Here is a 24,307-nt window from a genome sequence, read left to right as displayed (position 1 = left end):
CGTTTAATCGAGACGCTTGCGGAAACGCAGAATCGTCAGAGACATCATCAGGGAGATAAAGGCAATCAGCGCCAGAAGATCCGGCCACAATTCGAACACGCCGGCACCCCGCAACATCACCCCGCGAATCAGGCGCAGAAAATGGGTGAGCGGCAACAACTCCGCCAGCCACTGTGCGGCCTTCGGCATACCGTCAAAGGGAAACATAAAGCCGGACAGCAGGATTGACGGCAGAAACACGAAGAAGGTCATCTGCATAGCCTGGAACTGGGACTGTGCACGGGTGGAGATCAGCAGTCCCATGGTCAGGTTGGCCAGAATCAGCAACAGCGCGGCGATATATACATCCAGCAGGCTGCCGCGAATGGGCACGCCAAACAGCCAGGTGCCGAGCAACAGAATCAGACTGGTCTGGATCAGCCCCACCATGCCATAGGGTAACACCTTGCCGATCATCAGTTCCGCGCTACTCACCGGAGTCGCAATCAGCAATTCCATGTTGCCCCGCTCCCGCTCGCGCACGATCGCCACCGCGGTGAACATCACCATGGTCATGGTCAGAATGATACCAATCAGCCCCGGTACGATATTGATCGCCGAGACCCGCTGGGGATTGTAAAAGCTGACGATACTTACGGATGACCGTGGCAAAGGCACCGAGGACTGGCGGTTGGGTAGAAGGGTGTCGTTCTCCGGCGGAGGCTCCCCCACCGGCATCCGTGCCAGTTGCGCGGCCGCACTCTGCACTACCGTATCGCTGCCATCCACCACTATCTGGATCGCCTCCTGCCCCAGCGCTAAGCGACGTTCATAGTCGTACGGAATCACCACACCCACACTGATCTCACCCCGGCGCAACATGGTCATCAGCTGTTCCGGCGTCTGCGCGTCCGCCACCGGTTCGATCACTTCGGTGGCGAGCATATTCATTACCTGCTGGCGCGAGGCACTGGTTCCCGCCTGATCGGCAATGGCCGCCGGCAAGTGGCGCAAGTTCAGATTGATCGCGTAGCCAAACAGCATCAGCTGCATGATCGGGATGCCGATGATCATCGCCAGCGTCATACGGTCCCGACGCATCTGACGAAACTCTTTCTGCAACACGGCGTAAAGGCGACGGGCGTTCACGACGATTCCTCGCCTGGCGCTCTGCGCGACTCGCCTCGGGCAGCCGCCGCATGGTGGGTTACCGCCACAAACACATCCTCGAGACTTGGCTCTACAGACCCTACCTGCGCGTCAATACCCTCACCATGCAGTGCCTCGCGCATTTTTTCCGGGCTCGCCCGCTTCCCGTCAGTAAGCAAGCGCAGACTGTTGCCGATCTGCGCGGCACTGATCACCCCGGGTATTTTCAGTAATACCCCGCGCGCACTGCGCTGTTGCTCCGTTTCCACCAGCAGGGTGCGCCCGCGCAAACCCCCGGTAAGCTCCGTCGGGCTGCCGTCCGCCACCAACCGCCCCTGGTCCAGGATTGCGAGACGATGGCAGCGCTCAGCTTCATCCATATAGTGGGTTGAAACCAGAATAGTGGTACCGGCGTCGGTGAGTTCGAACAGCTTCTCCCAGAAATCCCTGCGGGATTCCGGATCCACCGCGCTGGTGGGCTCATCCAGAAACAGCAACTCCGGTTTGTGGATAACTGCACCTGCCAGCGCCAGGCGCTGCTTCTGCCCGCCGCTCATGGTACCGGCCAGCTGATCCGCACGGCCCTCAAAGTGGTATTCCACCAGCAACTCATCGATGCGCGCCCGCGCCTCGCGCGCGGGCATATTCTGTACCGCCGACAGGAACTCCAGGTTTTCCCGCACCGTGAGATCGGTAAACAGGGAAAATTGCTGGGTCATGTAACCGATATGCTGACGCAAGACTTCCGCTTCTGCAGGAATCTGCAGCCCCAGTACTTCGATTTCGCCGGCACTGGGCGTGAGTAACCCGCAAAGCATGCGAATACTGGTGGACTTGCCGGAACCATTGGGGCCGAGGAAGCCGTAGATCTGACGCTTCGACACCGTGAGATCGACATTGTCCACTGCCGTGAGGCTGCCGAAAGCTTTGGTGAGCCCGCGGGTGCGGATGGCGACGGAAGCTTCACTTTCCAAAGTCAATCACCATCGTTATTTGCCGTCCTCGAAATCTTCGACAGCGCCAGCTTCGCCGGCAGGGAACTGGCTTTGTTTCATACCCTCCGCGCGGTCAACCTGCTCACCAAGGTCCGTCTCACCAGTCTGCGGCGCATTACCCGGTATCGGCGCCGGTGAAACAGGCCCCGTATTCGCCTCGGAGGACGCAACAAACTCGGCACGCAAGGGTAATCCCGCCGGTAATTTGGCGGCATCCTCTGACAACTGGATTTCGGCAATGTAGCTCAGCCGGCTTACGTCGTCGCCGGTGAGTGCGTAGTAAGGCGTGAAGCTGGGTTCGTTGCGTACCATGCGCACCTGCCCGAAATACTCACCAACGGATTCGGTTGCCCGCCGCTCCCGGTCTTCCGGGCCGAGGCCCTCCAGGGTAATCCGCGCACGTTGGCCGACGGCGAACTGCAGGCGCAAAGGCTGCGGAACATAAACGCGGGCATAAGGAGTTTCACCGGTAAGCAGAATGACCAGGGAAGCTCCAACAGGTGCCTCATCCCCCAATTTAAATGGAATACTGTCCACAAGGCCATCGCGGGGAGCGCGGAGCGACAGTTTTTCCAGCAGGACCCGCTGCGCACGGGCATCTGAACGGGCCTCAGCCAGAGCCGCCTCACCCTGTTCTATTTCTTCACTGCGCGTGCCGCGCTCGAGTTCGAGCAGCTGTTCGCGGGCCGCACGCACCTGCTCCTGCGCAGTCTGAGCCGCAGCCTGTGCACCATCGATATCGGACCGGGATACATAGTCTTTCTTTCCCAGATCCTGCAGACGGCGATAGTCTGCCGTGCGATCCCGGGACTCAGCCTCGGCTGCGGCCAGGTTTGCTCTGGCGCGTTCTATCTCTTCCCGACGCGGCCCAGCCTCAAGCTCCGCCAAAGAGGCCAGCTGCCGCGCTACCACCGCTTCAGCCGCCTGCAAGCGAGCCAGAGTCTCATCAGGGTCCAACTGCAACAGCAGCTGTCCCTTCACCACACGCTCCCCTTCGCGCACATGAATGGCGACAATTTCTTCCGCTGCCTGCGCGGGCAACGCGATTCGATCCCACTCCAGGGTGCCCAGTGCGACCTCTCGATCTTCACTACAGCCGCAAAATGTCAGGCAAAGAATAATCCACAGCCATTTCCAATTTAACATTCTGGTCCGACTGGCGATTGCAATTGAATAGATGTGATACCGGCGCAATGTATTTACCTGCGAATACCCACGCATTATTAAAATTAAAAAGCGTGACCGAAAAAGGTTATTCATTATCCATAAAAACGCGCCACCCAACAATTTATTTCCGGATCGTCTAAAAATCGTTTTCCCACCATTTTTTATTCTTAAAAAATTCATTCTTAAATGGAAATATTATTGAGCTGATGTCACCTCATTTCTCAGCTGCCTTGAAGTTACCTACTACACTCCATACAAATTTCTCAGGGATTGAGATTTTTCACTTAATCTGACTGGCACCGATTCCTCCAATTGGCAAAAAATCCAAATATCTTGCATTTCATACCTTGCAAGGAAGCATAGAGAGGAATACCCGACAGGGGGAAACAGCCCTGGCCTAACTCATTCCCCGAGATCATCATCGAATAGCTATGGGGTCATCTATGCCGATTCTCTTTTTGAGTGATTCCGGCCTTCACGGGGACTTACTGTACGCGCTAATTTCGGAATCCCTGCCCTTCACCTGGGAAAAATCTGAATTCGGCAAACAGAAGCACTGCCTGAAGCACTACGAATCCATCATCGTCGACTGTTTTCCACTTACATCCAAATCCATACCCAATGCAGAATTCAACTATCTGAAGAACATCGACCACCCGCGGGTTTTTCTGATCAACTTCGCCGGCGATCTTCCATCACATGTCATAAAACCCCTGGAAGAGCGCAAGCTGGTTTTTCTGTGTGATAACCGCGCCAGTCAGAAGGACCTGATCAACAAGCTGGGAACGTCCATTCAGAGCAGCCGTAATGCCGCCGATGGCGACTCCAGATCCCGCCTGCTACTCACCAAAAGAGAGCAGGAAATCCTCGGCCACCTCACTACCGGGGAGCCAAACAGCATTATCGCGTCAAAGCTGCATTTGAGTGAGCACACCGTCAAAAACCACATGTACAACATATTCCGCAAGATCGGAGTAAAAAACCGGCTCCAGGCCAGTAACTGGGCAAAACTACACCTTCAGGCTGAGCAGATATGAGGCAGCTTCCCCTGCTCCTCATCCTTTTTCTTTTATTTCCCTACGGCTTTGCACAAGAAGGGGACAGCGGAACACTGGAAGAAGCTATCGGTGCCAATTCTGACACTGGACGCCTTGAAGATGAAATTAGTGGGTTCAATCTGGATCAAACCATTACGCGGACGGGTCACGATTTCGTACGTTACATGAGCGAATACCGGAATCTCAATTATCCGGACAGCACTTACAACCTGACCATTGACGAAAGACCTTCGGCACGCTGGGGAAATCTGATCTGGATAACATACGACAACAAAACCGTCTTCCGGCGCTTTATCAGCCCGAGTACAAACAATATCCGTGCGCTGGCAGAACAGGCGTCACAAATGATTCATGAAATCGTGCTCCAGGAAAAACTCCGAGAGGCATTTAGCGACCACTTCGATCTAGGCAAGGATGAATTCTAATGAAATCCAAAATAAGCTTTCGAACATTCTTTATACCGGCTTTGACCTGGGCCATTGCCTGTAACTGCGCACTGGCCAGCGAACTCATTTACGAGCCGACCAATCCGAACTTTGGTGGAAACCCATTAAACGGCAGCTACCTGCTATCCAATGCCCAGTCCCAGGACGACAACGAAGATCCGGACAGTCTTTCCGATCTTTATGAGCAACCCAGTGCCCTCGACCGGTTTACCGATTCCCTCGAAACCCGGCTACTGAACCAGTTGCTTACCGACGTCGGCAATGGCAACAGCGGTGAACTGATTACCGACGACTTCATTGTGCAGATTGTCGACAACGACGGCGTGCTGACGGTATTGATCACCGATCGAGAAACAGGCGATACCGCGGAAGTGATCGTCAGTGGGTTGAACCCAACCAACTGAACCAAAGTAGCCAGTAAGTATTGATACACAGTCCTATAAGAAGCAGCCGGACTGATCCAGAACTCTGAATAATCGCGAATAATACTGGAGACAAGCGTGATGCAATTGAAAGGTCACACGATCGCGGCCATCGCTTTGTCGCTCGCAACCACATTGAGCGGCTGTACGTTGGTAAAAAATACGGGAGATTCCCTGTTCGGCACAGGCACGCAGGATGCCCAGCTGACCCCGAGAAATAATACCTACCGGGATCTTCTCAGCCTTCCACAACCAAAAGGGAAAATTCTCGCCGCAGTTTACAATTTCAGAGACCAGACCGGGCAATACAAGCCGTCTCCCGCCAGCAGTTTTTCTACCGCGGTTACTCAGGGCGCCGCATCCATGCTAATGGATGTACTCAATGAATCGGGCTGGTTTATCCCGCTTGAGCGCGAAGGACTGCAGAACCTCCTCACCGAACGTAAAATCATTCGCGCAGCACTGGCAAAACCTGACGTGCCGGAAAATAACGTCATGTTACCCTCGCTCGTTGCAGCCAACGTGCTCTTGGAAGGCGGTATCGTAGCTTACGACACCAATATCCGTACGGGTGGCGCGGGCGCCCGCTACTTTGGTATCGGAGCTGACGAACAGTACCGGGTAGACCAGGTGACTGTAAACCTGCGGGCAATCGACATTCGCTCAGGTCGTGTTTTGCACAGTGTATTGACCTCAAAGACCGTCTACTCAAAAGCCATAGGCGCAGACGTATTCCGGTATGTGAAATTCAAGCGCCTACTCGAAATGGAGATTGGAACAACCACCAACGAACCAGCCCAATTGGCCACGCTTTCCGCGATGGAATCGGCGGTGATCCATCTGATTAGCGAGGGAATTGTGAGTAATTCCTGGGCCCTGCAGAACCCGGAAGATATCAACAGCCCTGTTCTTCAGTACTACCTGAATGAACCAACCACTTTCATGTGAGCCCGGGTACAACCATTCATGTCACCGCGCAAAACGTGCAATATAAAATACTCTCTACCGGCTCTGGTGTTTACGCTTTTTCACCTGACATCCGTTGCCCAGGAAACCGCTATATCTCAGGACATCTCGAGTGTTGAAGAGCTTGATCGAGTGTATGGAGCAGGTGCCGCAAACCTGGCCATCATCGACCAACAGGGTAACTTTAACCGAATTTCCGCTCGCCAGGATGGCGTAGTGAACTTTTTATCGGCCCTCCAGAACGGACACCAGAATGTGCTTTATGTGATTCAGTCCGGTAACCAGAATTCGGTGACGTCCAAACAATTGGGCGACGCAAATATTGCTGCACTGATACAGGTCGGCTATGAAAACTTGATCTTGATCCAGCAAACCGGCTACGGACATTCGGTGAACATTTCACAGTACGGATATCAAAACATAGCCAAAATCAGTCAGGTTGGAGCCTATAACGAAATCAATATTTATCAGAATGGTAACGGTCTACATGCCGCGGTAAAACAGACCGGAGCAACCCTGACGACCATTGTGAAACAATATGACTAATCCGATTACGCGCTTCCCGCTGAAGCACCCGCATACAGCAGAAAAGGCCTTGCAAGCCGCGATTGCAGTGTTGGTGATCTTGTTCGGCCATTCAGTACAGGCGGAGTCAGGCAATTACGTGCAGGAAGACCCGGCCGTACTGCGTGCAGTACAGGAAGCAGATGAATTGTCAAAAGATGAAGCAGTAACACTGCATCAGTCTGGCTTTCGAAATACGGCCCAATCTCGTCAGGATCATGAGGAGGGAAGTACCGTTAAACAGAGCCAGAACGGCAGTTTGAATAGTGCCAGTGCTCTACAGGAGTATGGAACGGCCAATACCATTTCTATTTTTCAGGTCGGGACATTCAATGAGGCTACCAGTCGGCAAACCGCTTCCACGGATAGTCACACCGCGACTCGCCAGGGCGGCTTCCTGAATAACGCGTCCGTTGAACAAGAGCTCGGCATTGGAAATCACGCAGTAATCTTACAGCGGGGCGAACAGAACAGAAGCTCAGTACGACAGTACAATAGCTTCGAATCGCTCACCTGGATGGAGCAAAACGGCAATGACAACAAAGCGCTCGCAATACAAAGTGGTTACGGAAACCTGACGAGCATTGATCAAGCCGGCGATTTCAACCAGTCCACAAATGCGCAAAGTGGATATACCCATAAAATAGACAGTTTTCAAAGTGGCCTTGGCAACCAGAGCTCTATCAGTCAAAACGATTCATATAACGCTGCCGGCACCATACAAACTGGTAGCTTCAATTCTGTCACTGTCGAGCAGGCCGGAAGCTATGGCGTCGGTGGCAGCCACCACGCACTAGCTATCCAGTCAGGTAGCTTGAACGCTATTGGAATACACCAGCAAGGAAACGCCTCTACCGCGATCGTTAGCCAAAGCGGGTATGGCAACAGCGTATACCTCTCTCATTAAAACCGAACCTTCCTTTAAACCAGCTAGACCAGTACAGCCACTCACGGTTTTTCTGCGCTAATAACTTCCTAAAAATGCAGGACAGTTAAAGCTTTTGACACGTAAATAACCAAGTTGGCACTGATTCTATTTATCCATCGCCACCGCTAACGCACCAATCCGCACCGCTCATGTAACGCTGTACGCCAAAACTACCAGTGGTAAGTAGAAAGCTGGTGTTTACATCCAAAAACCGCCCAAAAAATATACTTTCTTCCTAGGGTTTAGTGACTTATCTCCTATAGCGACACACCACCACAGCGTCAAAACTCAATAGCACTGAGATCATTTACTGATCAATGTGAATGTAATTCACACGATTAAGGCAATGATTCCGCCAGACTTTGGATATGCGCGCCTCGCCTTCAGCCAAGCCGGATGCTTGGTCAAACGGAGAGCGGTATAGCCAGCAAGAATGGTTCTGATATCAGTACCATCATCGATCAGCAAAGGATGCTGATTTTTTAACGTCTGCAGTAAAGGAGCAACTCATGAAGACGTTTACCCCTATCGCCACAGCTGTACTTTTCGCGGTCAGTGGGGCCGCACTTGCCGGCGCCAACGATTCTTACCAGCACCAGGGAGGTTACGGCAACCACGCCGAAACCTACCAGACTGGTTTTGGCACCTGGCTAAACAAAATCGAGCAGGGGCAGTATGGTGATCTTAACCACGCTTATGCGGCTCAGGACTACGAGTTCTGGAGCAGGATTTATCAGGATCAATATGGCACTTATAACGGTGCCTATGATTTCCAGTCCGGTGGCGCTTTCAACATAATTCACACCACTCAGGTTGGGGTGTACAACACCTCAGGGACCAGCCAAACCTATGAGGTCGAAAGCCGGGCATCCACTGATCAGTTCGGTCACGAAAACCAATCTTACATTAACCAGACCGGAGGTTATTCCAACAGGGCTAAGGTAATGCAGGAGGGTGACTACAACGTCCAATCTACATCGCAGTTACTGAGTAGCCACTCAACGGCCACCACCACCCAATACTTTGATGGGAACTATGCCGACACCGTTCAGCACGGCGACTATCTCGATTCCAATATTCTGCAAATCGGTCTGTATAACGTTGCTGATGTTTATCAGAGTGGCCTACTAAATTCCTCATCTGTTATACAGGGAGGGATTTTCAACGTCGCCAGTGTCAACCAGGCCGGTATTTACAACATGCAAAGCACTGTGCAACTGGGTCTTTGTAACAAAGCCAGTACCTCACAGTACGGAATAGGGCTCCAATCCAGCACGCTTCAAATTGGAGCTGGAAATATGGCCAATACACATCAAGTGGGCCTGTTTGATATGGCAACCAAGTTCCAGCATGGTATTCACAACACCGCTTACAGCGCTCAGTAAACGCTGGCATTACAAAAAAGATGAGCAGCTTGTAGCTGCTCATCTTTGTTAACAACGTCCTTTGTAGTACGCAGTAGAGGAGCAGTGAATGAAGCCCACACTCGTATTGACGGCTGCACTGTTAACGGCGAGTACCGCGACCCTTGCAGAAGAAAACAGCTCCATCATCTATCAAAACGGAGTCAGTAATACCGCAACGGCAGACCAATCCGATGCATACGCACATGGCAATGTTATCGTTCAGGAGCAGTCTGACGTACACAATAATGCCATTGCTGTTCAAAGTTACGAATTTCAAAGCCATATCTATCAGACACAGTCCGGATCACTGAACGACGCCTACGCGCTTCAATCCGGGGGCTACCATAATGTAAGCCGTATACAGCAGTCAGGCTATGGGAATAACGCGACTACGTTCCAGTTACAAACGCAATATAGTGAATCCGTAATCCGCCAAAATGGATCCCATAACCACGCGGAAATTTATCAGCTGGCAGGATCTGGAAATATCGCAGTAATCCAGCAGACAGGCTCTGTTCACGACGCTCATATCGGTCAGTACGCCAGCATCGATTCTGAAGCCTACATTTATCAAAGCGGCACTGGAAACTATGCAAATATTCTTCAGGGCGGTTCAGGTAATATTGCGAATATCTACCAGAGTGGATCAATGCATACCGCCTCGATCAAGCAGGGCGGCGTACATAACGAAGCAGATATCATACAAAGTGGCTACGGAAACGATGCCTACATCACCCAGGTTTCCTGGTACAACCATGCAGTGATCAATCAAGACGGAATTCATAACCGGGCCGACATACTCCAATATGGAGGCGGTGGGCATACGGCCCTCGTCACTCAGGTCGGAAGTATGAACAAAGCCTGGGTATCGCAATACGGTATTTCAGAAACGGCTGTCATCCATCAAGTTGGCTCAGGAAATACCGCAATCATTTCTCAATAGCCCGAATAGATCAGGCAAATGGTGCGGCATCACTCATGGCCCCGCACCAATGCCTATCTTATGTATCTTATGAGTAAAACTTCTCCCCCCGCCATTTTCTTCATATTATTTTCCCCAAAAAAACATCCAATCGAAAAAATATTTTAACAAGCATCCTAATAATTTAATTTTTACCCATTAGATCACACCAAGAGACTAATTCTTTTCTACGATTAAAACATGGCCGCTAGCCAATTTGCTCATAAGATCCAAGCGGTATCACTTGCCTGAATCACACAAACACGACTGGCAAGCTGCTTGATCTGCGTTTTATGCAGAAAAATCCGGTAATTGCCCGGATCTCAGTAACCGGGGTGGACACGATGTAAAGTCGCTCGACTGAGCTTTATCAAGGAGACGAACATGAATCGCGAAAGATTCAATTTTCGACAGATACTTTTCATATCTTCCACTTCGCTGCTGCCAATGCTCTTTAGTTCTGGTTCATTCGCACAGCAGGAAGAGCACGTGAGAGACCTGGCCCTCAAGCTTCTCGGAAAACATGTTTTTTATGATACTGAGCTGTCCAACCCAAAGGGCAACCAGGGCTGTGTTTCCTGTCATGATCCTGCCGCCGGCGGCAGCAGTCCTTTTTCTGATATTAATGCAACAACGGTTGTGATTCCTGGTGCGAATGGAAATGTCGGCACACGAAGAACGATTACAAACATGTATGCCAGCTTTGTACCGCCGTTCAGCCCGGACTGCAAGCCGAACACCTTACTCAGTCCATATTGCGGTGGCAATTTCTGGGACGGACGATCCGAGGGAAAAATTCCGGATTTCGCAACAGATGGCACTTTTCCAGCACCACATCTGGATGCAGAGGTTTTCTACAACATTGAGAGCCCTAAGATAACGGCTTATAGCAAATACTTCGGTCCTACTTCAGATCAGGCACTGAATCCATTTCCGAGTATCGCCGAGCAGAATATAACCGAGCAGGACACCTGCAAACGCGTTGCCGCCGCTGAGTACAGAACCCTTTACAAAGTGGCCTTTGGCAAAGAGATTGATTGCGGTTACACCGAGGTAAGCCCATATGTATACCCGGGATTTACAGGCTACAACATATCTTTCCGACGGGTGATGCTCGCTGTCGCTGCATTTCAACACAGCTGGGAAACCAATTCATTTACGTCCAAGCGCGACATGGCGCTAAGATCGGAGTTGGCCTGTATTGAGCCGGGGCATGCAGAATTCTACGACATGGAATTTTGTGAAGAATTGGCTTATGCGATCATGGAGAGCGGCAATGGAAAATCGGAAGCCGGAAAGTTTCCACTGCTAATGCTAACGGAGGCCGAGAACTTTGGGCACGATATTTTTTACAATGTGCCACATTTCAATCCCGCTTTCGGAGTGAGCAATCCAGATCCCAGCATTCCCGCCGGTGCCTGCGCCTTCTGCCACAGCAACACGCCCACAACCCCTGTATTTGCCCCCCCTTTCTTCAGCATTGATGATGACGGTTCTGAACTTTTACAAACCTATGCTGATCATGCGTACCACAATATCGGCGTTCCCTATAATCCAGAGATACCTGTACTCGAGGGATCCGACACTGGGCTGAATCGAACGCACATGCCAGCCGTACCCAATGGCGGCTTCCGCAGTCCTTCACTCCGAAATCTTTTCAAAAAGCTTTCGCCTGATTTTACCAAGGCATATATGCATAACGGTTTCTTTAAAAGCGTCGAAACCGTGGTTAATTTTTACAACACCGCCAGTGTAAAGCCGGTTTGTCCAACGCCTATGGCACCCGAAAAGTTAACGGAAGCCTATGCGTTAGCAAACAATTGCTGGCCGGCACCTGAATTCAGTAACAATCTGACAAGAGGGACCTTGATAGGAAATCTGGGCATGACTTCTAGTGATGAAGCTGCTCTGGTTTCTTACTTGAAAACACTGGACGACTACCACACCGCAGAACCCCCGTTCATCTTTGAGCGAAGAGCTTTCTTGCCGCCGCTGATGTCCATCGGAGGTAATTACAGGCCGAGACCTGCCTCGCCAGCAGTAACACTGTTCTCTTACGAGGGTGAGTGGCTTATACGGGAATGTAACAAAATATCTCTGGGAGATGGGGTGACACCTATCAGCGTACCCGAGGGCAGTGGTTGCAATATGACAAGTATTCTTGAGGTGGTTCAGGGAATTCGCTAATTGGGAATATCTCAACCAGCCATTGCAATCGAGTATTAATACTCCTTACCAGCCCCGTATATACGGGGCTTTTTATTTCAAAATTGAATTATTTATCCAGTTCTTAATTCAACTAAAAAAATCTAAGAATCCAGGGTTCACACATACCAGCCAAATGTCTTTAGCCCCCGAAATCAGTACTTTACTCCTAGATCTTCACTACTTCCCTCCTATGGAAGGCAGCGAAAAAAACAGCAAGACTCAATATACGACGGAACATTATTCACTACCCGATGCAGTAACAGGGAAGTTTGCACATGATCCGAGCTATTACGCGACCAGATTCAAACTTTGTCGCGCCAGCCTGTAGAAGATTTCATCCAAACCGAATTTGCACCTGGGCCTATTCACTCACAGTGAACTGCGCCGTGCATACCTAATGGTGCTGGTTTAAGTGCCATCCGATATCGGCATCGCTTCGCTGATATTACCTCGACGTCCGAAACTCAATGCAGTAATGGAGACACTCATGAAGACGTTAACCCCGATCGCAGCCGCCCTTCTGCTCAGCGCCAGTGGCGCGGCACTTGCCGGCGGCAACTATGCGGAACAAACCCAAAACCTTGTGGGAAACAAGGCGACCGCAACCCAGACTGGTTTCTTTACCATCGACAACGGAATCATTCAGAATCAATCTGGCTTCTTCAACAATGCCCATGCAACCCAGTCCGCTGAATACGGCAGCCTGATCAACCAGCAACAAAGTGACGCATTCAACTACTCGTCGGTGCAGCAAAGCTTTGGCGCGATAAATATGGCCATTACGGATCAAAGCGGCTGGTTCAACCATGCCCACGTTTCACAAACCGCCCAGCTCGGCAGCACTGCGTTTATTCAGCAATCCGGGCTCGGTAATTCGGGTTCGATCTATCAGCTGCTCGGGGTCGGTAACGACGCGAGCATTCATCAGTCAGGAGCATTCAACAACGCCAGCATCTCACAGGTGCTGAGCTTTGAATCAAGTGCTAGCGGCACTCAGGATGGTCTGGCTAACAGTATGAACGCGACCCAGGCCGGATACAGCAACGTCTTGACGATGCTGCAGGCAAATGGCGGCTTTAACAGCATGGACATCGACCAGGTGGGTGTTGTGAACATCGCAGCTGTGTCGCAATTCGGCTGGGCTAACAAGGCGCATGTGGGCCAATATGGTTTGTTTAACAATGCCATGGTTTCCCAGAATGGACTGCTGAACTACGCCAACGTCCACCAGCTCGGCCTAGGTCACGACGCGGGTGTCTTCCAGAACGGTGCATTCAACAAGGCCCTGGTGTCACAAACCGGTCTGTATGAGACTTCGTTGCAGTCACAGGTAGGGCTTGGTAACGTGGCAATTGTGAATCAATAAGCGTTGCGCTTGAAAGCAAAAAGGGCGGCCCGAGTGGGCCGCCCTTTTTATATCCAAGATCCTGGTTCCTGGATGCTCTTATAGATGCTCTACCGCATCAATCTCATACTCCACCGAACCGGACGGCGTATTCACTACCACAATATCTCCCACTTCCTTGCCAATCAAAGCGCGGGCAATCGGAGAGTTCACAGAAATTTTCTTCTGTTTCACATCCGCCTCGTCATCACCCACGATTTTGTAAGTGACTTCACTCTCGTTTTCCATATGAATAATGGTTACGGTAGTGCCGAAAATAACTTTATCACTGGGCTCAATCGCTTTGACATCGATCACCTGAGCAAGGGAGAGCTTGGCTTCAATCTCCTGGATTCGGCCTTCGATAAAGCCCTGTTTTTCACGGGCTGCGTGGTACTCGGCATTTTCCTTCAGGTCGCCGTGCTCGCGAGCTTCAGCAATTGCCTGCACTACGGCTGGGCGCTGTACTTTTTTCAGGTTTTCCAGTTCTGCTCGCAGGGCTTCTGCGCCCTCTACGGTCATCGGTACGCGGTTCAAGGGAACCTCCACAATATTCATTCACAACGAAAAAGCTTCGCCAGACAGCGAAGCTTTTTACTCAGGGATTTTATGCCCGCTTGATCAGCGGGCGATTGACTGGCAGAGACCGATCAACCCTGCAGACGCACAACGCGCTGGTGCAGGTCCTGCAGGCTGCGTACCTTGTGCGGTTCGGCAATCTGCATCGCCAGCGCCATGGCACTGGCTGCGGCCAGGGTGGTGGTGTAACACACCTGGTGATTTTCGGCACTGCGGCGGATATCCGCAGAATCGCGAATGGCCTGGCGTCCTTCGGTCGTATTGACAACCAGTGCGATCTCGTCGTTTTTGATCATATCGACGATATGCGGCCGGCCTTCACTCATCTTGTTTACCGTTGTAACGGTAATGTCTGCATCTTGCAAGACCTTGGCGGTGCCGCGGGTCGCAACCAGCTCAAAACCGAGCTTGGACAGCTCGCGAGCCACATTCACCACACCGGGCTTGTCCACGTCGCGCACAGAAATGAAGACTTTGCCGGATTCCGGCAGCGCATCGCCAGCACCGAGCAGACTCTTGTCGAAAGCTTCGGCGAAGGTTTCGCCTACACCCATCACCTCACCGGTAGATTTCATTTCCGGACCGAGGATCGGGTCTACCTTCGGGAATTTGTTGAACGGGAATACGGACTCCTTGACGGAGAAGTAATCCGGAACGATTTCCGAGGTAAAGCCCTGCTCGACCAGGCTCATACCGGCCTGACAGCGCGCCGCGATCTTCGCCAGCGAGGTGCCGATGCACTTGGAAACAAACGGCACGGTACGGGATGCGCGAGGATTCACCTCGATCACATAGATTTCGCCGCCCTGGTAGGCGAGCTGGGTGTTCATCAGGCCCACTACACCCAGTTCACGGGCCATGGCTTTCACCTGCTCGCGCATCTGGTCCTGGACGTCTGCCGGCAAGCTGTAGGGCGGCAGAGAGCAGGCGGAGTCACCGGAGTGCACACCGCACTGTTCGATGTGCTGCATGATCGCACCGATCACTACATCCTTGCCGTCGGATACCGCGTCGATATCCACCTCGATGGCGGAGTGCAGGAAGTGGTCCAGCAGCACCGGCGCATCTTCGGAAACCTGCACGGCTTCCTTCATGTAGGTCTTGAGTTCGTCTTCCTTGTACACGATCTCCATCGCGCGGCCGCCAAGAACATAGGAGGGACGTACCACCAGCGGGTAGCCGACTTCCTTGGCCTTCAGGATGGCTTCGTACTCGGAACGCACGATGGCGTTCTGCGGCTGCTTGAGGCCGAGACGGATGATCATCTGCTGGAAGCGCTCGCGGTCTTCCGCGCGGTCGATCTGCTCCGGGGTGGTACCGATGATCGGCACGCCCTCGGCGGCCAGGTAGCGCGCCAGGTTCAGCGGGGTCTGGCCGCCGAACTGCACGATCACACCTTCCGGTTTTTCCTTGCGCACAATTTCCAGCACATCCTCAAGCGTTACCGGTTCGAAGTAGAGGCGGTCGGAAGTGTCGTAGTCAGTGGAAACGGTCTCCGGGTTACAGTTAACCATGATGGTCTCGTAACCGTCTTCGCGCATGGCCAGTGCCGCGTGCACGCAGCAGTAGTCGAACTCGATACCCTGACCGATACGGTTGGGGCCACCGCCGAGCACCATGATTTTTTTCTTGTCGGACGGCTGCGCTTCGCACTCTTCATCGTAGGTGGAGTACATATAAGCGGTGCTGGTGGCAAATTCAGCCGCACAGGTGTCGACACGCTTGAAGGCTGGAAATACGCCCAGCTTGTGGCGGAATTCACGCACGGTTTTCTGGCTCACGCCCAGGAGGTCCGCGAGACGCTTGTCAGAGAAGCCCTTACGCTTCAGGAAACGCATGGTCTTGGCGTCGAGCGCGGAGGTCGGCATGTACTTCAGCGGCTCTTCGATATCCATCAGTTCCTTGATCTGTACCAGGAACCAGGGATCGATGCCGGAGAGTTCGTAGACTTCATCGATACTCATACCCATACGGAAGGCATCGCCCACGTACCAAATACGCTCGGCACCAGCCACGGACAGTTCGCGGCGCAGGCGTTCTACAGAGCCTACTTCCGCCGGGTCGAGTTTCGGCTCGAAGCCGAAAGAGCCTACTTCCAGGCCGCGCAGCGCTTTCTGCAGGGACTCTTGAAAATTGCGACCGATGGCCATGACTTCACCCACGGACTTCATCTGGGTGGTCAGGCGCGCATCCGCTTCACCGAATTTCTCGAAGGTGAAGCGCGGAATCTTGGTCACGACATAGTCGATAGAAGGCTCGAAAGACGCCGGGGTCGCGCCGCCGGTGATGTCGTTCTGGAGCTCGTCCAGGGTGTAACCCACCGCCAGCTTGGCCGCGACCTTGGCGATCGGGAAGCCGGTGGCCTTGGAGGCCAGTGCGGAGGAGCGAGACACCCGCGGGTTCATCTCGATCACCACCATGCGGCCGGTTTTCGGGTCCATACCGAACTGCACGTTGGAGCCGCCGGTTTCCACGCCGATCTCGCGCAATACCGCGATGGACGCATTGCGCATCAGCTGGTATTCCTTGTCGGTCAGGGTCTGCGCCGGGGCTACGGTGATGGAGTCACCGGTGTGCACGCCCATGGGGTCGAAGTTCTCGATGGCACACACGATGATGCAGTTGTCGTTTTTGTCTCGAACCACCTCCATCTCGTACTCTTTCCAGCCGAGCAGGGATTCGTCGATCAGCAGTTCGTTGGTGGGGGACAGGTCGAGGCCGCGTTTGCAGATTTCCTCGAATTCCGGCCAGTTGTAGGCCACACCGCCACCGGAACCGCCCATGGTGAAGGACGGGCGGATGATTACCGGGAAGCCGAATTCTTCCGGGACCTTCTTCGCCTCTTCCATGGTGTGGACGATCTTGGCGCGCGGGGTCTCGAGGCCAATGGCCTTCATCGCCTTGTCGAACAGGTCGCGGTCTTCCGCTTTTTCGATGGCGTTCTTGTCCGCACCGATCAGCTCACAGCCGAACTTTTCCAGCACGCCGTGCTTATCCAGCGCCAGCGCGCAGTTCAGCGCGGTCTGGCCGCCCATAGTGGGCAGAATCGCGTCCGGGCGCTCTTTCTCGATGATCTTGGCGACCGTCTTCCACTCCACCGGCTCGATGTACGTGGCATCCGCCATGGACGGGTCGGTCATGATGGTGGCGGGGTTGGAGTTCACCAGGATTACCCGGAAACCCTCTTCGCGCAGGGCCTTACAGGCCTGGGCACCGGAGTAATCGAATTCACAGGCCTGACCGATGACGATGGGGCCTGCGCCGATGATCAGAATGCTTTGAATGTCTGTGCGTTTTGGCATCTTTCTTCCGTATCTAATCGGCCGTTATCCGGCGGATAAAATTCTGGTCTTGGCTGATTTCGCTGTAGGAGCCTGCTTGCAGGCGAACATGTTTTGGTTCGCCTGCAAGCAGGCTCCTACAGGGGGAGCTTTGCCTTAGCGGCGTGCTTCCATCATCTCGATAAACTGGTCGAACAGCGGCGCCACATCGTGCGGGCCAGGGCTCGCTTCCGGGTGTCCCTGGAAGCTGAACGCCGGTTTGTCCTTCAGGCGGATACCTTGCAGGGTGCCGTCGAACAGGGACTTGTGGGTGATTTCCACATTGTCCGGCAGGGTGTCGGCATCCACTTCAAAACCGTGGTTCTGCGCGGTGATCATCACCTTGGCGGAATCCAGGTCCTGCACCGGGTGGTTGCCGCCGTGATGGCCGAATTTCATCTTCGCGGTCTTGGCACCGACGGCCAGGCCCAGCAGCTGGTGGCCGAGACAAATACCGTAGGTGGGCAGGCCGGCGTCGAGGAATTCTTTGATCGCGGCGATCGCATAGTCGCAGGGCTCGGGGTCGCCGGGGCCGTTGGAGAGGAACACGCCATTCGGGTTCATCGCCAGCACTTCAGACGCCGGAGTCTCGGCAGGCACCACGGTGATGCTACAGCCGCGGTCCACCAGCATGCGCAGGATGTTGCGTTTTACGCCGAAGTCGTAGGCCACAACCTTGTAGGGCTGTTCGGCCGGTGCCGGCTTGTGGCCCAAGCCCAGTTCCCAGGTGCCTTCGTTGAAGTCGTACTTCTCCTTGGTGGAGACGACCTTGGCCAGGTCCATACCCTTGAGGCCGGCAAACGCCTGCGCCTGTTTCAGGGCTTCTGCCTCTTCAATGTTGTCACCGGTAACGATGCAGCCGCTCTGTGCGCCCTTGTCGCGCAGGATACGGGTCAGGCGACGGGTGTCGATGTCAGCGATGCCGACGATATTGCGCGCCTTCAGGTAATCTTCCAGGGACTGCTCGCTGCGGAAGCTGGAAGCCAGCAGCGGCAGGTCGCGAATCACCAGGCCGGCGGCCCAGATTTCCGACGCTTCTTCGTCTTCGCTGTTGGTACCTGTGTTTCCGATATGGGGGTAGGTCAGGGTCACGATCTGACGGGCATAGGACGGGTCCGTCAGGATCTCCTGGTATCCGGTCATGGAGGTATTGAAAACTACCTCACCGACAGTTGAGCCTTCGGCGCCAATGGCGCGACCGTGGAAGACACTGCCATCAGCGAGTACCAGCATTGCCGGGGTTGTGCTGGGCATCAGGGATTCCGGCGTGGGAACAGCGTTGTTCAATTCAATCTCCAGTCGTCAGAACAGCTTCCGGGCGGGGTGAGAGAGCGCACATCGGGATGCATCGCCAGCCGCAGTTTCAACTGCAACTTGTTTGCCGGGTGCCTTTTATAAAAAAGCGAGATGAAACATAGGCTTCATCTCGCTTTTTTATAGAGTTATTCACGGCGGCTCACAGAGGCGTTTACCTGGGCTCTCACTGTGTGGCCGGCAATCTGGCTGGGCGGGTTGGCCGCCAGCGCCGACACTTAATGGCGCGGGAAAGCCACGGGCTCCGCGACCTCATATGCTGCCCCGAACAGCTGTGTTTCGGGGGCGGAATTTGGCGCGAGCGACTACAGTGGGACCTTTCCAAGCCGGGCGCAGATTCTACGGGAAAGTGGCGCCGATCGCCAGTACAAATTTGCGCCAAACCCGAGTGCGACAACTGCACCACAGCAGATGCCCGGGCAGAAAGAGAACCCCCCAGTCAATTTACCTGGCGACTCAGTCGAAACAGACTGTTCCCCATATTCAGCTCCGCCCGATCCAGCCTCGTCTTGTTCAGCTGCAAGGCCATATTGGCGCCGCTACCGGCAAACTCCACCATACCGCCGAGTGCAGCAAAGCGGCTGATAGCGCTCACCGTCAGCACCGGAAAGAATTCCAGTGCGCCGACCGCCTGCATCAGGCGCTCAGGTTCCATTTCACTTCCCATCACCACAATCTGGCAGCGGCGTGCGCGTATCATTTCGCCATCATTCACCTGTTCTACCGCCACCATGCGCCCCTGCACCCGATGCCGGTGCATACGGGAAGTCAGTGGCTCCACCAGCTCACCACCACCCATCAGGCAAATACGAAACGGCGCATCGGCACCATTGAATACCTCAATCGGCCACTGCAGATGGTGGGCAAAATGCACGATGTAATCGACCATCACCTTGCGACCAAGATCCGTATCTGAAAGCAGCTCACGGGCTTCGGCACGGGGCAATGTGAGGGAAACCACTACCAGCAGCAGAGCCAGTGCGCATACAAATGATCGGAGGAAATGTGCAGCGGTGAGGCGGGAAGAATCGCCAGAAGAGCGATTTTCACAAGGGGATGATCTGAAAGGGGACTTCAACATTTGGGGCTACCGGTGCGTAAAACATACACCCCGGTAACCGCGAGGTTAACCCAAGGCACCCCCAAGGTTAGTACCACCCCCGATCTGCCACCAATCGCGAAGGCAGCACCGCGCCAGAATATGGAGTCAGTAGCCTGACCCCACAATCAACGGCAATCGGCTCAATCCGACGGTATCGTTTCCACCCCAGGAATCGTCGGACGCCACTTCAGCGCCTTTTCGATCGCCATGATCATGGAACCGGCCACGTCTTTGCGGGTGGCACTTTCAATACCTTCAAGACCGGGAGAAGAATTCACCTCCAGCAGCAGTGGCCCCTTCTTGGAGCGAATGATATCCACCCCGGCAACTTTGAGCCCCAGTACCTTGGCGGCCTTGATCGCCAGCTTGCGCTCTTCCGGCAGAATCTTGACCACCGAAGCGGTCCCACCCTGATGGATATTGGCGCGGAACTCGCCCGGCGCCGCCTCGCGCTGAATTGCGGCAAATACTTTGCCATCTACCACAAACAGACGCAGATCCTTGCCCTGGGCCTCGCGAATAAACTCCTGCACCAGCAGGTTCACCTTCAGGGATTTGAACGCGTTGATGACCGACTCTGCGGCTTTGCGGGTTTCCGCCAGCACCACACCGCGGCCCTGAGTACCCTCGAGCAGTTTCACAATCAGCGGCGCGCCGCCGACCATATCGATCAGCTCATTGGTATCCATCGGGGAGTTGGCGAAACCGGAGATCGGAATATTCAGCCCGCCCTCCTGCAGCAACTGCAGGGAATAGAGCTTGTCCCGGGACTGGCTGATGGACTGGGAGCCATTGAGCGCATACACACCCATGCTTTCAAAGTGGCGGGTAAGCGCACAGCCGTAGAACGTCTGACTGGGACGGATACGCGGAATGATGGCGTCCAGGTTATTGAGAATACGGCCGTCCCGGTAGTGCACTTCCGGTTCCGCAGCATCCAGCTTCATATAGCACTGGCGAATGTTCAGGAAGGTCATACGATGCCCGCGCTCGGCACCGGCCTCCATGATGCGCTGATTGCTGTACAGGTCCGGGTTGGACGCGAGCACGCCGATACGCAGGCCAGTGCCCGCCATGTGGTGCTCGTCGTGGTAGTACTCCTCCAACTGGCTCGGGGGAATCTCCCCCAGACAGAAGCTTTCCGAAGGATCCACCAGCATGCGTCCCATCATCGCCTCGCGTCCGAGCAGCATGCGATACCCCATGGAATCGCGGTTGGTCAGCGTAAGTTCGATATCCCAGACGCTGCCGCCGATACTGATCGGGGTTTTGATCACCAGGCGCTTTTCTGCATCGCCAGAAGAGCTGCGCACCGTGCGCTTATCCAGCACCCGCGCCTCGCAGCGTACCCGTGGGCGGCGCAGGTTCTGCAGCGGATGCGCCTCAAAGCTCACCCAGGGCTCGCCCGCGCGATTGAAGGTCTGAATGTTGTAGGCGTGCAGACAAGAGGTTTTCGCCCCGGAATCCACCCGCGCTTTGATCGCAGGGATACCCAATCCAGGGAGGGCGCACCACTCTTCACTGCCGACGATAATTTTCTTTTCCAAACAAAAAACTCCAAAAAATTACGGGTGGCCGCTTATTTGAGGGCCAGTACGTCACGCATATCGTAGCGGCCGGCGGGACGTTCGCTCAGCCAGACCGCGGCGCGCACGGCGCCGCGGGCAAATGCCAGGCGACTGCTGGCCTTGTGGGTGATCTCAATACGTTCACCATCGGCGAGAAAGGACACCGTGTGCTCTCCCACCACATCACCGCCGCGCACCGTCGCAAAACCAATGGTTTCCCGGTCGCGGGCGCCGGTTTGCCCCTCGCGGCCATATACCGCCACTTTGGACAGGTCGCGACCGAGGGTATCCGCGATCACCTCCCCCATGCTGAGGGCAGTACCGGAAGGCGCATCCACCTTGTGACGGTGATGGGCCTCGACAATCTCGATATCCACGTCGTTGCCCAGCACCCGGGCCGCGGTTTCCAGTAAGTTAAAGCACAGATTTACGCCGGTGGAAAAATTGGTCGCAAAACACAGCGGTGTTTTATCACCGGCACTCAGCATCTGCGCCTTCTGCTCCGGATCGAACCCGGTTGTGCCGATCACAATGGCCTTGCCATGGGCCGCGCACCATGCCGCGTTGGCAAGCGTGGCCTCGGGCGAGGTGAAATCGATCAGAACATCGAAGTCAGCCTGCTCAAGGCTGTCGACGATCGCCAGGCCATTGCGCCCGATCCCCGCCACTTCGCCAGCATCCGCGCCCACCAGGCTGGAACCGGGGCGGACAATGGCTGCGCTGAACTTCGCATTGCCGTCCTGCTCCGCCTGCTGGGCCGCCTCGGCCAGTACGCGTCCCATACGGCCGCCAAATCCCGTGATTGCCAGTTTTACCGCCATGCTTCCTCTCTCCTTCCGGCCCGATTGAAAGGCGCGGATTCTACCCCGGTTTTAATTTCCGGCAACACCAATGGTCCGGAGTGCTACCCAATCACCTTATCAGAGCTGTGACCGAGAAGTCCGCCTTGCGGCGGCGCATTCCTCAACTAGGCTTTGTATGAACTTGTAGATTGGAGCGCCAATCATGTCCCCGGAATCCCGCGATCCATTCTGGTCCTCTCTCACCGCCGCCCTCTTTGCGCTACTGCTATTTACCGTGGTTTCCACCGGCAAAGCACTCGACGCCAAAGGTCTGGGCGACGATTTCTGGGAGAAATACGACGATATTACCGACTGGGTGAGCCTGCGCCTGAAACTCACACCCGAGCAGGAACAAAAGGCCCTGCCGATACTGGAAAAGAGTTTTGAGCTGAAGCTGGCAATTCTCCAGGACTACGGACTGAAAAATGGAAAAATGCCCAGGCTTACCCAGATGCAGAAGGAGGAGATTGACGCGAAGATCATCGCCGCGAGGGCGGCAACACGCGCCGAGCTGGTCCCGATACTGAATGCAGAGCAACTGGAAGAGCTGAAAAAAATCCAGCTGGAGTTTCACCAGGAATTCCGGCGACGACTGGCAGAGGTTGAAGCTGTCGAATAGAGCCAGGCGGGCACGAATACCCGCTAAAAACAACAAGCCCGGGTCAAATAGCCCGGGCCTGTTAATGGAAACGAAACACTCAGCGCAACCAGGTCAGAGCTTCATATCCCCAAAGAAGTTCTTCACGCCTTCAAACCAGCCGGTCTGACGAGGGGAGTTTTTCTTTTCGCTCAGGGTGTTAGCGAACTCTTCCAGCAATTCTTTCTGCTTGGAGGTCAGGTTTACCGGAGTCTCCACCACAACGCGGCACAGCAGGTCGCCAGGCGCACCGCCACGCACCGGGGTCACACCCTTGCCGCGCAGACGGAACAGTTTGCCGGTCTGGCTCTCGGCAGGGATTTTCAGTTTTACCTTGCCGTCCAGGGTCGGCACTTCCATATCACCACCGAGGGCGGCGGTGGCGAAGCTGATCGGCACCTCACAGTAGAGATTCTTGCCGTCACGCTGGAACAGCTCGTGTTCGCGTACCATCACCTGCACGTACAGGTCGCCGGCGGGTCCGCCGTCGGGCCCGGCTTCGCCTTCACCGGCGAGGCGGATGCGGTCACCGGTATCCACACCAGGCGGCACCTTGACCGACAGGGTCTTGGTTTCTTCCACCCGTCCACGACCGTGACAGCTGGTGCAGGGATCGGTGATTACGGTACCGCGACCGCGACAGTTGGGGCAGGTCTGCTGCACAGAGAAAAAGCCCTGCTGCATACGCACCTGACCGGCACCGCCGCAGGTGCCACAGGTCTGGGGCTGAGAGCCCGCCTTGGCGCCAGAGCCGTGGCAGGTGCCACAGTTCGCCAGGGTCGGCACTTTGATCTTGACCGTAGTGCCGCGTACCGCTTCTTCCAGATCCAGTTCCAGGTCATAGCGGAGGTCGGAACCGCGCTGGGGGCCGCGACGACCGCCACCGGCGCCGCCACCAAAGATATCGCCAAACACGTCACCGAAAATGTCGGAAAAGCCGCCGAAACCACCGGCACCGGCACCACCAGCCTGACCTTCGACGCCGGCGTGCCCGAACTGGTCGTAGGCCGCGCGCTTCTGCGAGTCGGAAAGGACTTCGTAGGCCTCATTGGCCTCTTTGAATTTGTTTTCCGCCTCTTTGTCGTCGGGGTTGCGGTCCGGATGGAACTTCATGGCCACCCGGCGGTAAGCCTTTTTCAGCTCCTTTTCATCCGCGCCTTTGGCGACGCCGAGCACTTCATAGTAATCGCGTTTGGACATAGCTCTGTGTGATCTTCTTAAAACTGCATAAGGCGCGAAAGCCCTCTCGAACTCCCGCGCCTTCTTATCTTGCACTGCAGGAGCCGGCAAGCCGGCTCCTGCAATTTGGGAC

Annotated in this window: 21 protein-coding genes; 11 read left to right on the top strand and 10 right to left on the bottom strand. The window is 54.6% G+C overall.

Annotated elements, in window-relative coordinates; all coding sequences use genetic code 11:
- Window positions 1-3: 3 nt before the first annotated feature.
- Genes PVT68_RS15865 through PVT68_RS15855 form a run of 3 tightly spaced genes read right to left on the bottom strand, consistent with a single transcriptional unit; the run spans window position 4 to window position 3,269 of the window.
- Window positions 4-1,128 carry an ABC transporter permease gene (locus tag PVT68_RS15865; RefSeq protein ID WP_280319715.1) on the bottom strand — a complete coding sequence of 375 codons (1,125 nt, stop codon included), beginning with the start codon at window positions 1,126-1,128 and terminating at the stop codon, window positions 4-6.
- On the bottom strand, window positions 1,125-2,102 hold the full coding sequence (locus tag PVT68_RS15860) for an ABC transporter ATP-binding protein (RefSeq protein ID WP_280319712.1): 978 nt from the start codon (window positions 2,100-2,102) through the stop codon (window positions 1,125-1,127). The genes PVT68_RS15865 and PVT68_RS15860 overlap by 4 nt, the downstream gene beginning before the upstream one ends.
- A gap of 15 nt (window positions 2,103-2,117) precedes the next feature.
- Window positions 2,118-3,269: an HlyD family secretion protein gene (locus tag PVT68_RS15855; RefSeq protein WP_280319709.1), complete on the bottom strand. Its 1,152-nt coding sequence runs from the start codon at window positions 3,267-3,269 to the stop codon at window positions 2,118-2,120.
- A gap of 464 nt (window positions 3,270-3,733) precedes the next feature.
- On the opposite strand from PVT68_RS15855, the gene PVT68_RS15850 reads away from it, so the two are divergent.
- The 10 genes from PVT68_RS15850 (at window position 3,734) to PVT68_RS15805 (ending at window position 13,615) form a co-directional block, all read left to right on the top strand.
- The gene (locus PVT68_RS15850) at window positions 3,734-4,327 is read left to right on the top strand and encodes a helix-turn-helix transcriptional regulator (RefSeq protein WP_280319706.1); all 594 of its coding nucleotides are present in this window, start codon (window positions 3,734-3,736) and stop codon (window positions 4,325-4,327) included.
- Window positions 4,324-4,773 carry a CsgE family curli-type amyloid fiber assembly protein gene (locus PVT68_RS15845; protein WP_280319703.1) on the top strand — a complete coding sequence of 150 codons (450 nt, stop codon included), beginning with the start codon at window positions 4,324-4,326 and terminating at the stop codon, window positions 4,771-4,773. Before PVT68_RS15850 ends, PVT68_RS15845 begins: the two co-directional genes overlap by 4 nt.
- On the top strand, window positions 4,773-5,198 hold the full coding sequence (locus tag PVT68_RS15840) for a curli assembly protein CsgF (protein ID WP_280319700.1): 426 nt from the start codon (window positions 4,773-4,775) through the stop codon (window positions 5,196-5,198). The genes PVT68_RS15845 and PVT68_RS15840 overlap by 1 nt, the downstream gene beginning before the upstream one ends.
- 99 nt (window positions 5,199-5,297) lie before the next feature.
- On the top strand, window positions 5,298-6,164 hold the full coding sequence (locus PVT68_RS15835; protein WP_280322545.1) for a CsgG/HfaB family protein: 867 nt from the start codon (window positions 5,298-5,300) through the stop codon (window positions 6,162-6,164).
- Between the two features lie 18 nt (window positions 6,165-6,182).
- Window positions 6,183-6,728, top strand: a complete 546-nt coding sequence (locus PVT68_RS15830; RefSeq protein WP_280319697.1) for a hypothetical protein — start codon at window positions 6,183-6,185, stop codon at window positions 6,726-6,728.
- Window positions 6,721-7,653, top strand: a complete 933-nt coding sequence (locus PVT68_RS15825; protein WP_280319694.1) for a hypothetical protein — start codon at window positions 6,721-6,723, stop codon at window positions 7,651-7,653. The genes PVT68_RS15830 and PVT68_RS15825 overlap by 8 nt, the downstream gene beginning before the upstream one ends.
- Before the next feature lie 530 nt (window positions 7,654-8,183).
- Window positions 8,184-9,059, top strand: a complete 876-nt coding sequence (locus tag PVT68_RS15820) for a hypothetical protein (RefSeq protein WP_280319692.1) — start codon at window positions 8,184-8,186, stop codon at window positions 9,057-9,059.
- A gap of 88 nt (window positions 9,060-9,147) precedes the next feature.
- Window positions 9,148-10,023 (top strand): hypothetical protein, encoded by an 876-nt coding sequence (locus tag PVT68_RS15815; RefSeq protein ID WP_280319689.1) that lies wholly within the window; start codon window positions 9,148-9,150, stop codon window positions 10,021-10,023.
- A 402-nt stretch (window positions 10,024-10,425) separates the two neighbouring features.
- Complete coding sequence (locus tag PVT68_RS15810; RefSeq protein WP_280319686.1) at window positions 10,426-12,228, top strand: cytochrome-c peroxidase; 1,803 nt, start codon at window positions 10,426-10,428, stop codon at window positions 12,226-12,228.
- Window positions 12,229-12,736: 508 nt separating this feature from the next.
- On the top strand, window positions 12,737-13,615 hold the full coding sequence (locus tag PVT68_RS15805) for a hypothetical protein (protein WP_280319684.1): 879 nt from the start codon (window positions 12,737-12,739) through the stop codon (window positions 13,613-13,615).
- Between the two features lie 78 nt (window positions 13,616-13,693).
- On the opposite strand, the gene greA is transcribed toward PVT68_RS15805, so the two are convergent.
- The 6 genes from greA to dapB all read right to left on the bottom strand — a co-directional run bounded on the left by greA (window position 13,694) and on the right by dapB (window position 22,337).
- On the bottom strand, window positions 13,694-14,170 hold the full coding sequence (greA, locus tag PVT68_RS15800) for a transcription elongation factor GreA (RefSeq protein ID WP_280319681.1): 477 nt from the start codon (window positions 14,168-14,170) through the stop codon (window positions 13,694-13,696).
- Window positions 14,171-14,283: 113 nt separating this feature from the next.
- On the bottom strand, window positions 14,284-17,514 hold the full coding sequence (carB, locus tag PVT68_RS15795) for a carbamoyl-phosphate synthase large subunit (RefSeq protein WP_280319678.1): 3,231 nt from the start codon (window positions 17,512-17,514) through the stop codon (window positions 14,284-14,286).
- A 135-nt stretch (window positions 17,515-17,649) separates the two neighbouring features.
- Window positions 17,650-18,786: a glutamine-hydrolyzing carbamoyl-phosphate synthase small subunit gene (carA, locus tag PVT68_RS15790; RefSeq protein ID WP_280322544.1), complete on the bottom strand. Its 1,137-nt coding sequence runs from the start codon at window positions 18,784-18,786 to the stop codon at window positions 17,650-17,652.
- Window positions 18,787-19,285: 499 nt separating this feature from the next.
- Window positions 19,286-19,927 (bottom strand): YfiR family protein, encoded by a 642-nt coding sequence (locus PVT68_RS15785; RefSeq protein WP_280319676.1) that lies wholly within the window; start codon window positions 19,925-19,927, stop codon window positions 19,286-19,288.
- A gap of 161 nt (window positions 19,928-20,088) precedes the next feature.
- Window positions 20,089-21,495, bottom strand: coding sequence for a 30S ribosomal protein S6--L-glutamate ligase (gene rimK, locus PVT68_RS15780; RefSeq protein ID WP_456085772.1), 1,407 nt, complete (start codon window positions 21,493-21,495; stop codon window positions 20,089-20,091).
- Window positions 21,496-21,527: 32 nt separating this feature from the next.
- Entirely contained in the window at window positions 21,528-22,337 is an 810-nt protein-coding gene (dapB, locus tag PVT68_RS15770; RefSeq protein WP_280319673.1) for a 4-hydroxy-tetrahydrodipicolinate reductase, read from the bottom strand.
- A gap of 184 nt (window positions 22,338-22,521) precedes the next feature.
- On the opposite strand from dapB, the gene PVT68_RS15765 reads away from it, so the two are divergent.
- On the top strand, window positions 22,522-22,977 hold the full coding sequence (locus PVT68_RS15765; RefSeq protein ID WP_280319670.1) for a hypothetical protein: 456 nt from the start codon (window positions 22,522-22,524) through the stop codon (window positions 22,975-22,977).
- Window positions 22,978-23,070: 93 nt separating this feature from the next.
- On the opposite strand, the gene dnaJ is transcribed toward PVT68_RS15765, so the two are convergent.
- A complete protein-coding gene (dnaJ, locus tag PVT68_RS15760) occupies window positions 23,071-24,195 on the bottom strand; it encodes a molecular chaperone DnaJ (RefSeq protein WP_280319667.1) in 1,125 nt (374 codons plus the stop codon).
- Window positions 24,196-24,307 lie beyond the last annotated feature (112 nt).

The sequence above is a fragment of the Microbulbifer bruguierae genome (genome assembly GCF_029869925.1).
Lineage (GTDB): Bacteria > Pseudomonadota > Gammaproteobacteria > Pseudomonadales > Cellvibrionaceae > Microbulbifer > Microbulbifer bruguierae.
The sequence above is the reverse complement of the archived record's forward strand: the minus strand, read 5'-3'. Positions and strand labels throughout refer to the sequence as shown.

Excerpts from the sequence above, each read along its gene's own strand:
- carB (WP_280319678.1), bottom strand. The coding sequence starts at position 17,514 with ATGCCAAAACGCACAGACATTCAAAGCATTCTGATCATCGGCGCAGGC.
- PVT68_RS15830 (WP_280319697.1), top strand. The coding sequence starts at position 6,183 with ATGTCACCGCGCAAAACGTGCAATATAAAATACTCTCTACCGGCTCTG.
- PVT68_RS15855 (WP_280319709.1), bottom strand. The coding sequence starts at position 3,269 with ATGTTAAATTGGAAATGGCTGTGGATTATTCTTTGCCTGACATTTTGC.
- PVT68_RS15815 (WP_280319689.1), top strand. The coding sequence starts at position 9,148 with ATGAAGCCCACACTCGTATTGACGGCTGCACTGTTAACGGCGAGTACC.
- PVT68_RS15820 (WP_280319692.1), top strand. The coding sequence starts at position 8,184 with ATGAAGACGTTTACCCCTATCGCCACAGCTGTACTTTTCGCGGTCAGT.
- PVT68_RS15805 (WP_280319684.1), top strand. The coding sequence starts at position 12,737 with ATGAAGACGTTAACCCCGATCGCAGCCGCCCTTCTGCTCAGCGCCAGT.
- PVT68_RS15850 (WP_280319706.1), top strand. The coding sequence starts at position 3,734 with ATGCCGATTCTCTTTTTGAGTGATTCCGGCCTTCACGGGGACTTACTG.
- dnaJ (WP_280319667.1), bottom strand. The coding sequence starts at position 24,195 with ATGTCCAAACGCGATTACTATGAAGTGCTCGGCGTCGCCAAAGGCGCG.
- PVT68_RS15825 (WP_280319694.1), top strand. The coding sequence starts at position 6,721 with ATGACTAATCCGATTACGCGCTTCCCGCTGAAGCACCCGCATACAGCA.
- PVT68_RS15785 (WP_280319676.1), bottom strand. The coding sequence starts at position 19,927 with ATGTTGAAGTCCCCTTTCAGATCATCCCCTTGTGAAAATCGCTCTTCT.
- dapB (WP_280319673.1), bottom strand. The coding sequence starts at position 22,337 with ATGGCGGTAAAACTGGCAATCACGGGATTTGGCGGCCGTATGGGACGC.
- PVT68_RS15810 (WP_280319686.1), top strand. The coding sequence starts at position 10,426 with ATGAATCGCGAAAGATTCAATTTTCGACAGATACTTTTCATATCTTCC.
- PVT68_RS15835 (WP_280322545.1), top strand. The coding sequence starts at position 5,298 with ATGCAATTGAAAGGTCACACGATCGCGGCCATCGCTTTGTCGCTCGCA.
- PVT68_RS15765 (WP_280319670.1), top strand. The coding sequence starts at position 22,522 with ATGTCCCCGGAATCCCGCGATCCATTCTGGTCCTCTCTCACCGCCGCC.
- carA (WP_280322544.1), bottom strand. The coding sequence starts at position 18,786 with ATGCCCAGCACAACCCCGGCAATGCTGGTACTCGCTGATGGCAGTGTC.
- PVT68_RS15840 (WP_280319700.1), top strand. The coding sequence starts at position 4,773 with ATGAAATCCAAAATAAGCTTTCGAACATTCTTTATACCGGCTTTGACC.
- PVT68_RS15845 (WP_280319703.1), top strand. The coding sequence starts at position 4,324 with ATGAGGCAGCTTCCCCTGCTCCTCATCCTTTTTCTTTTATTTCCCTAC.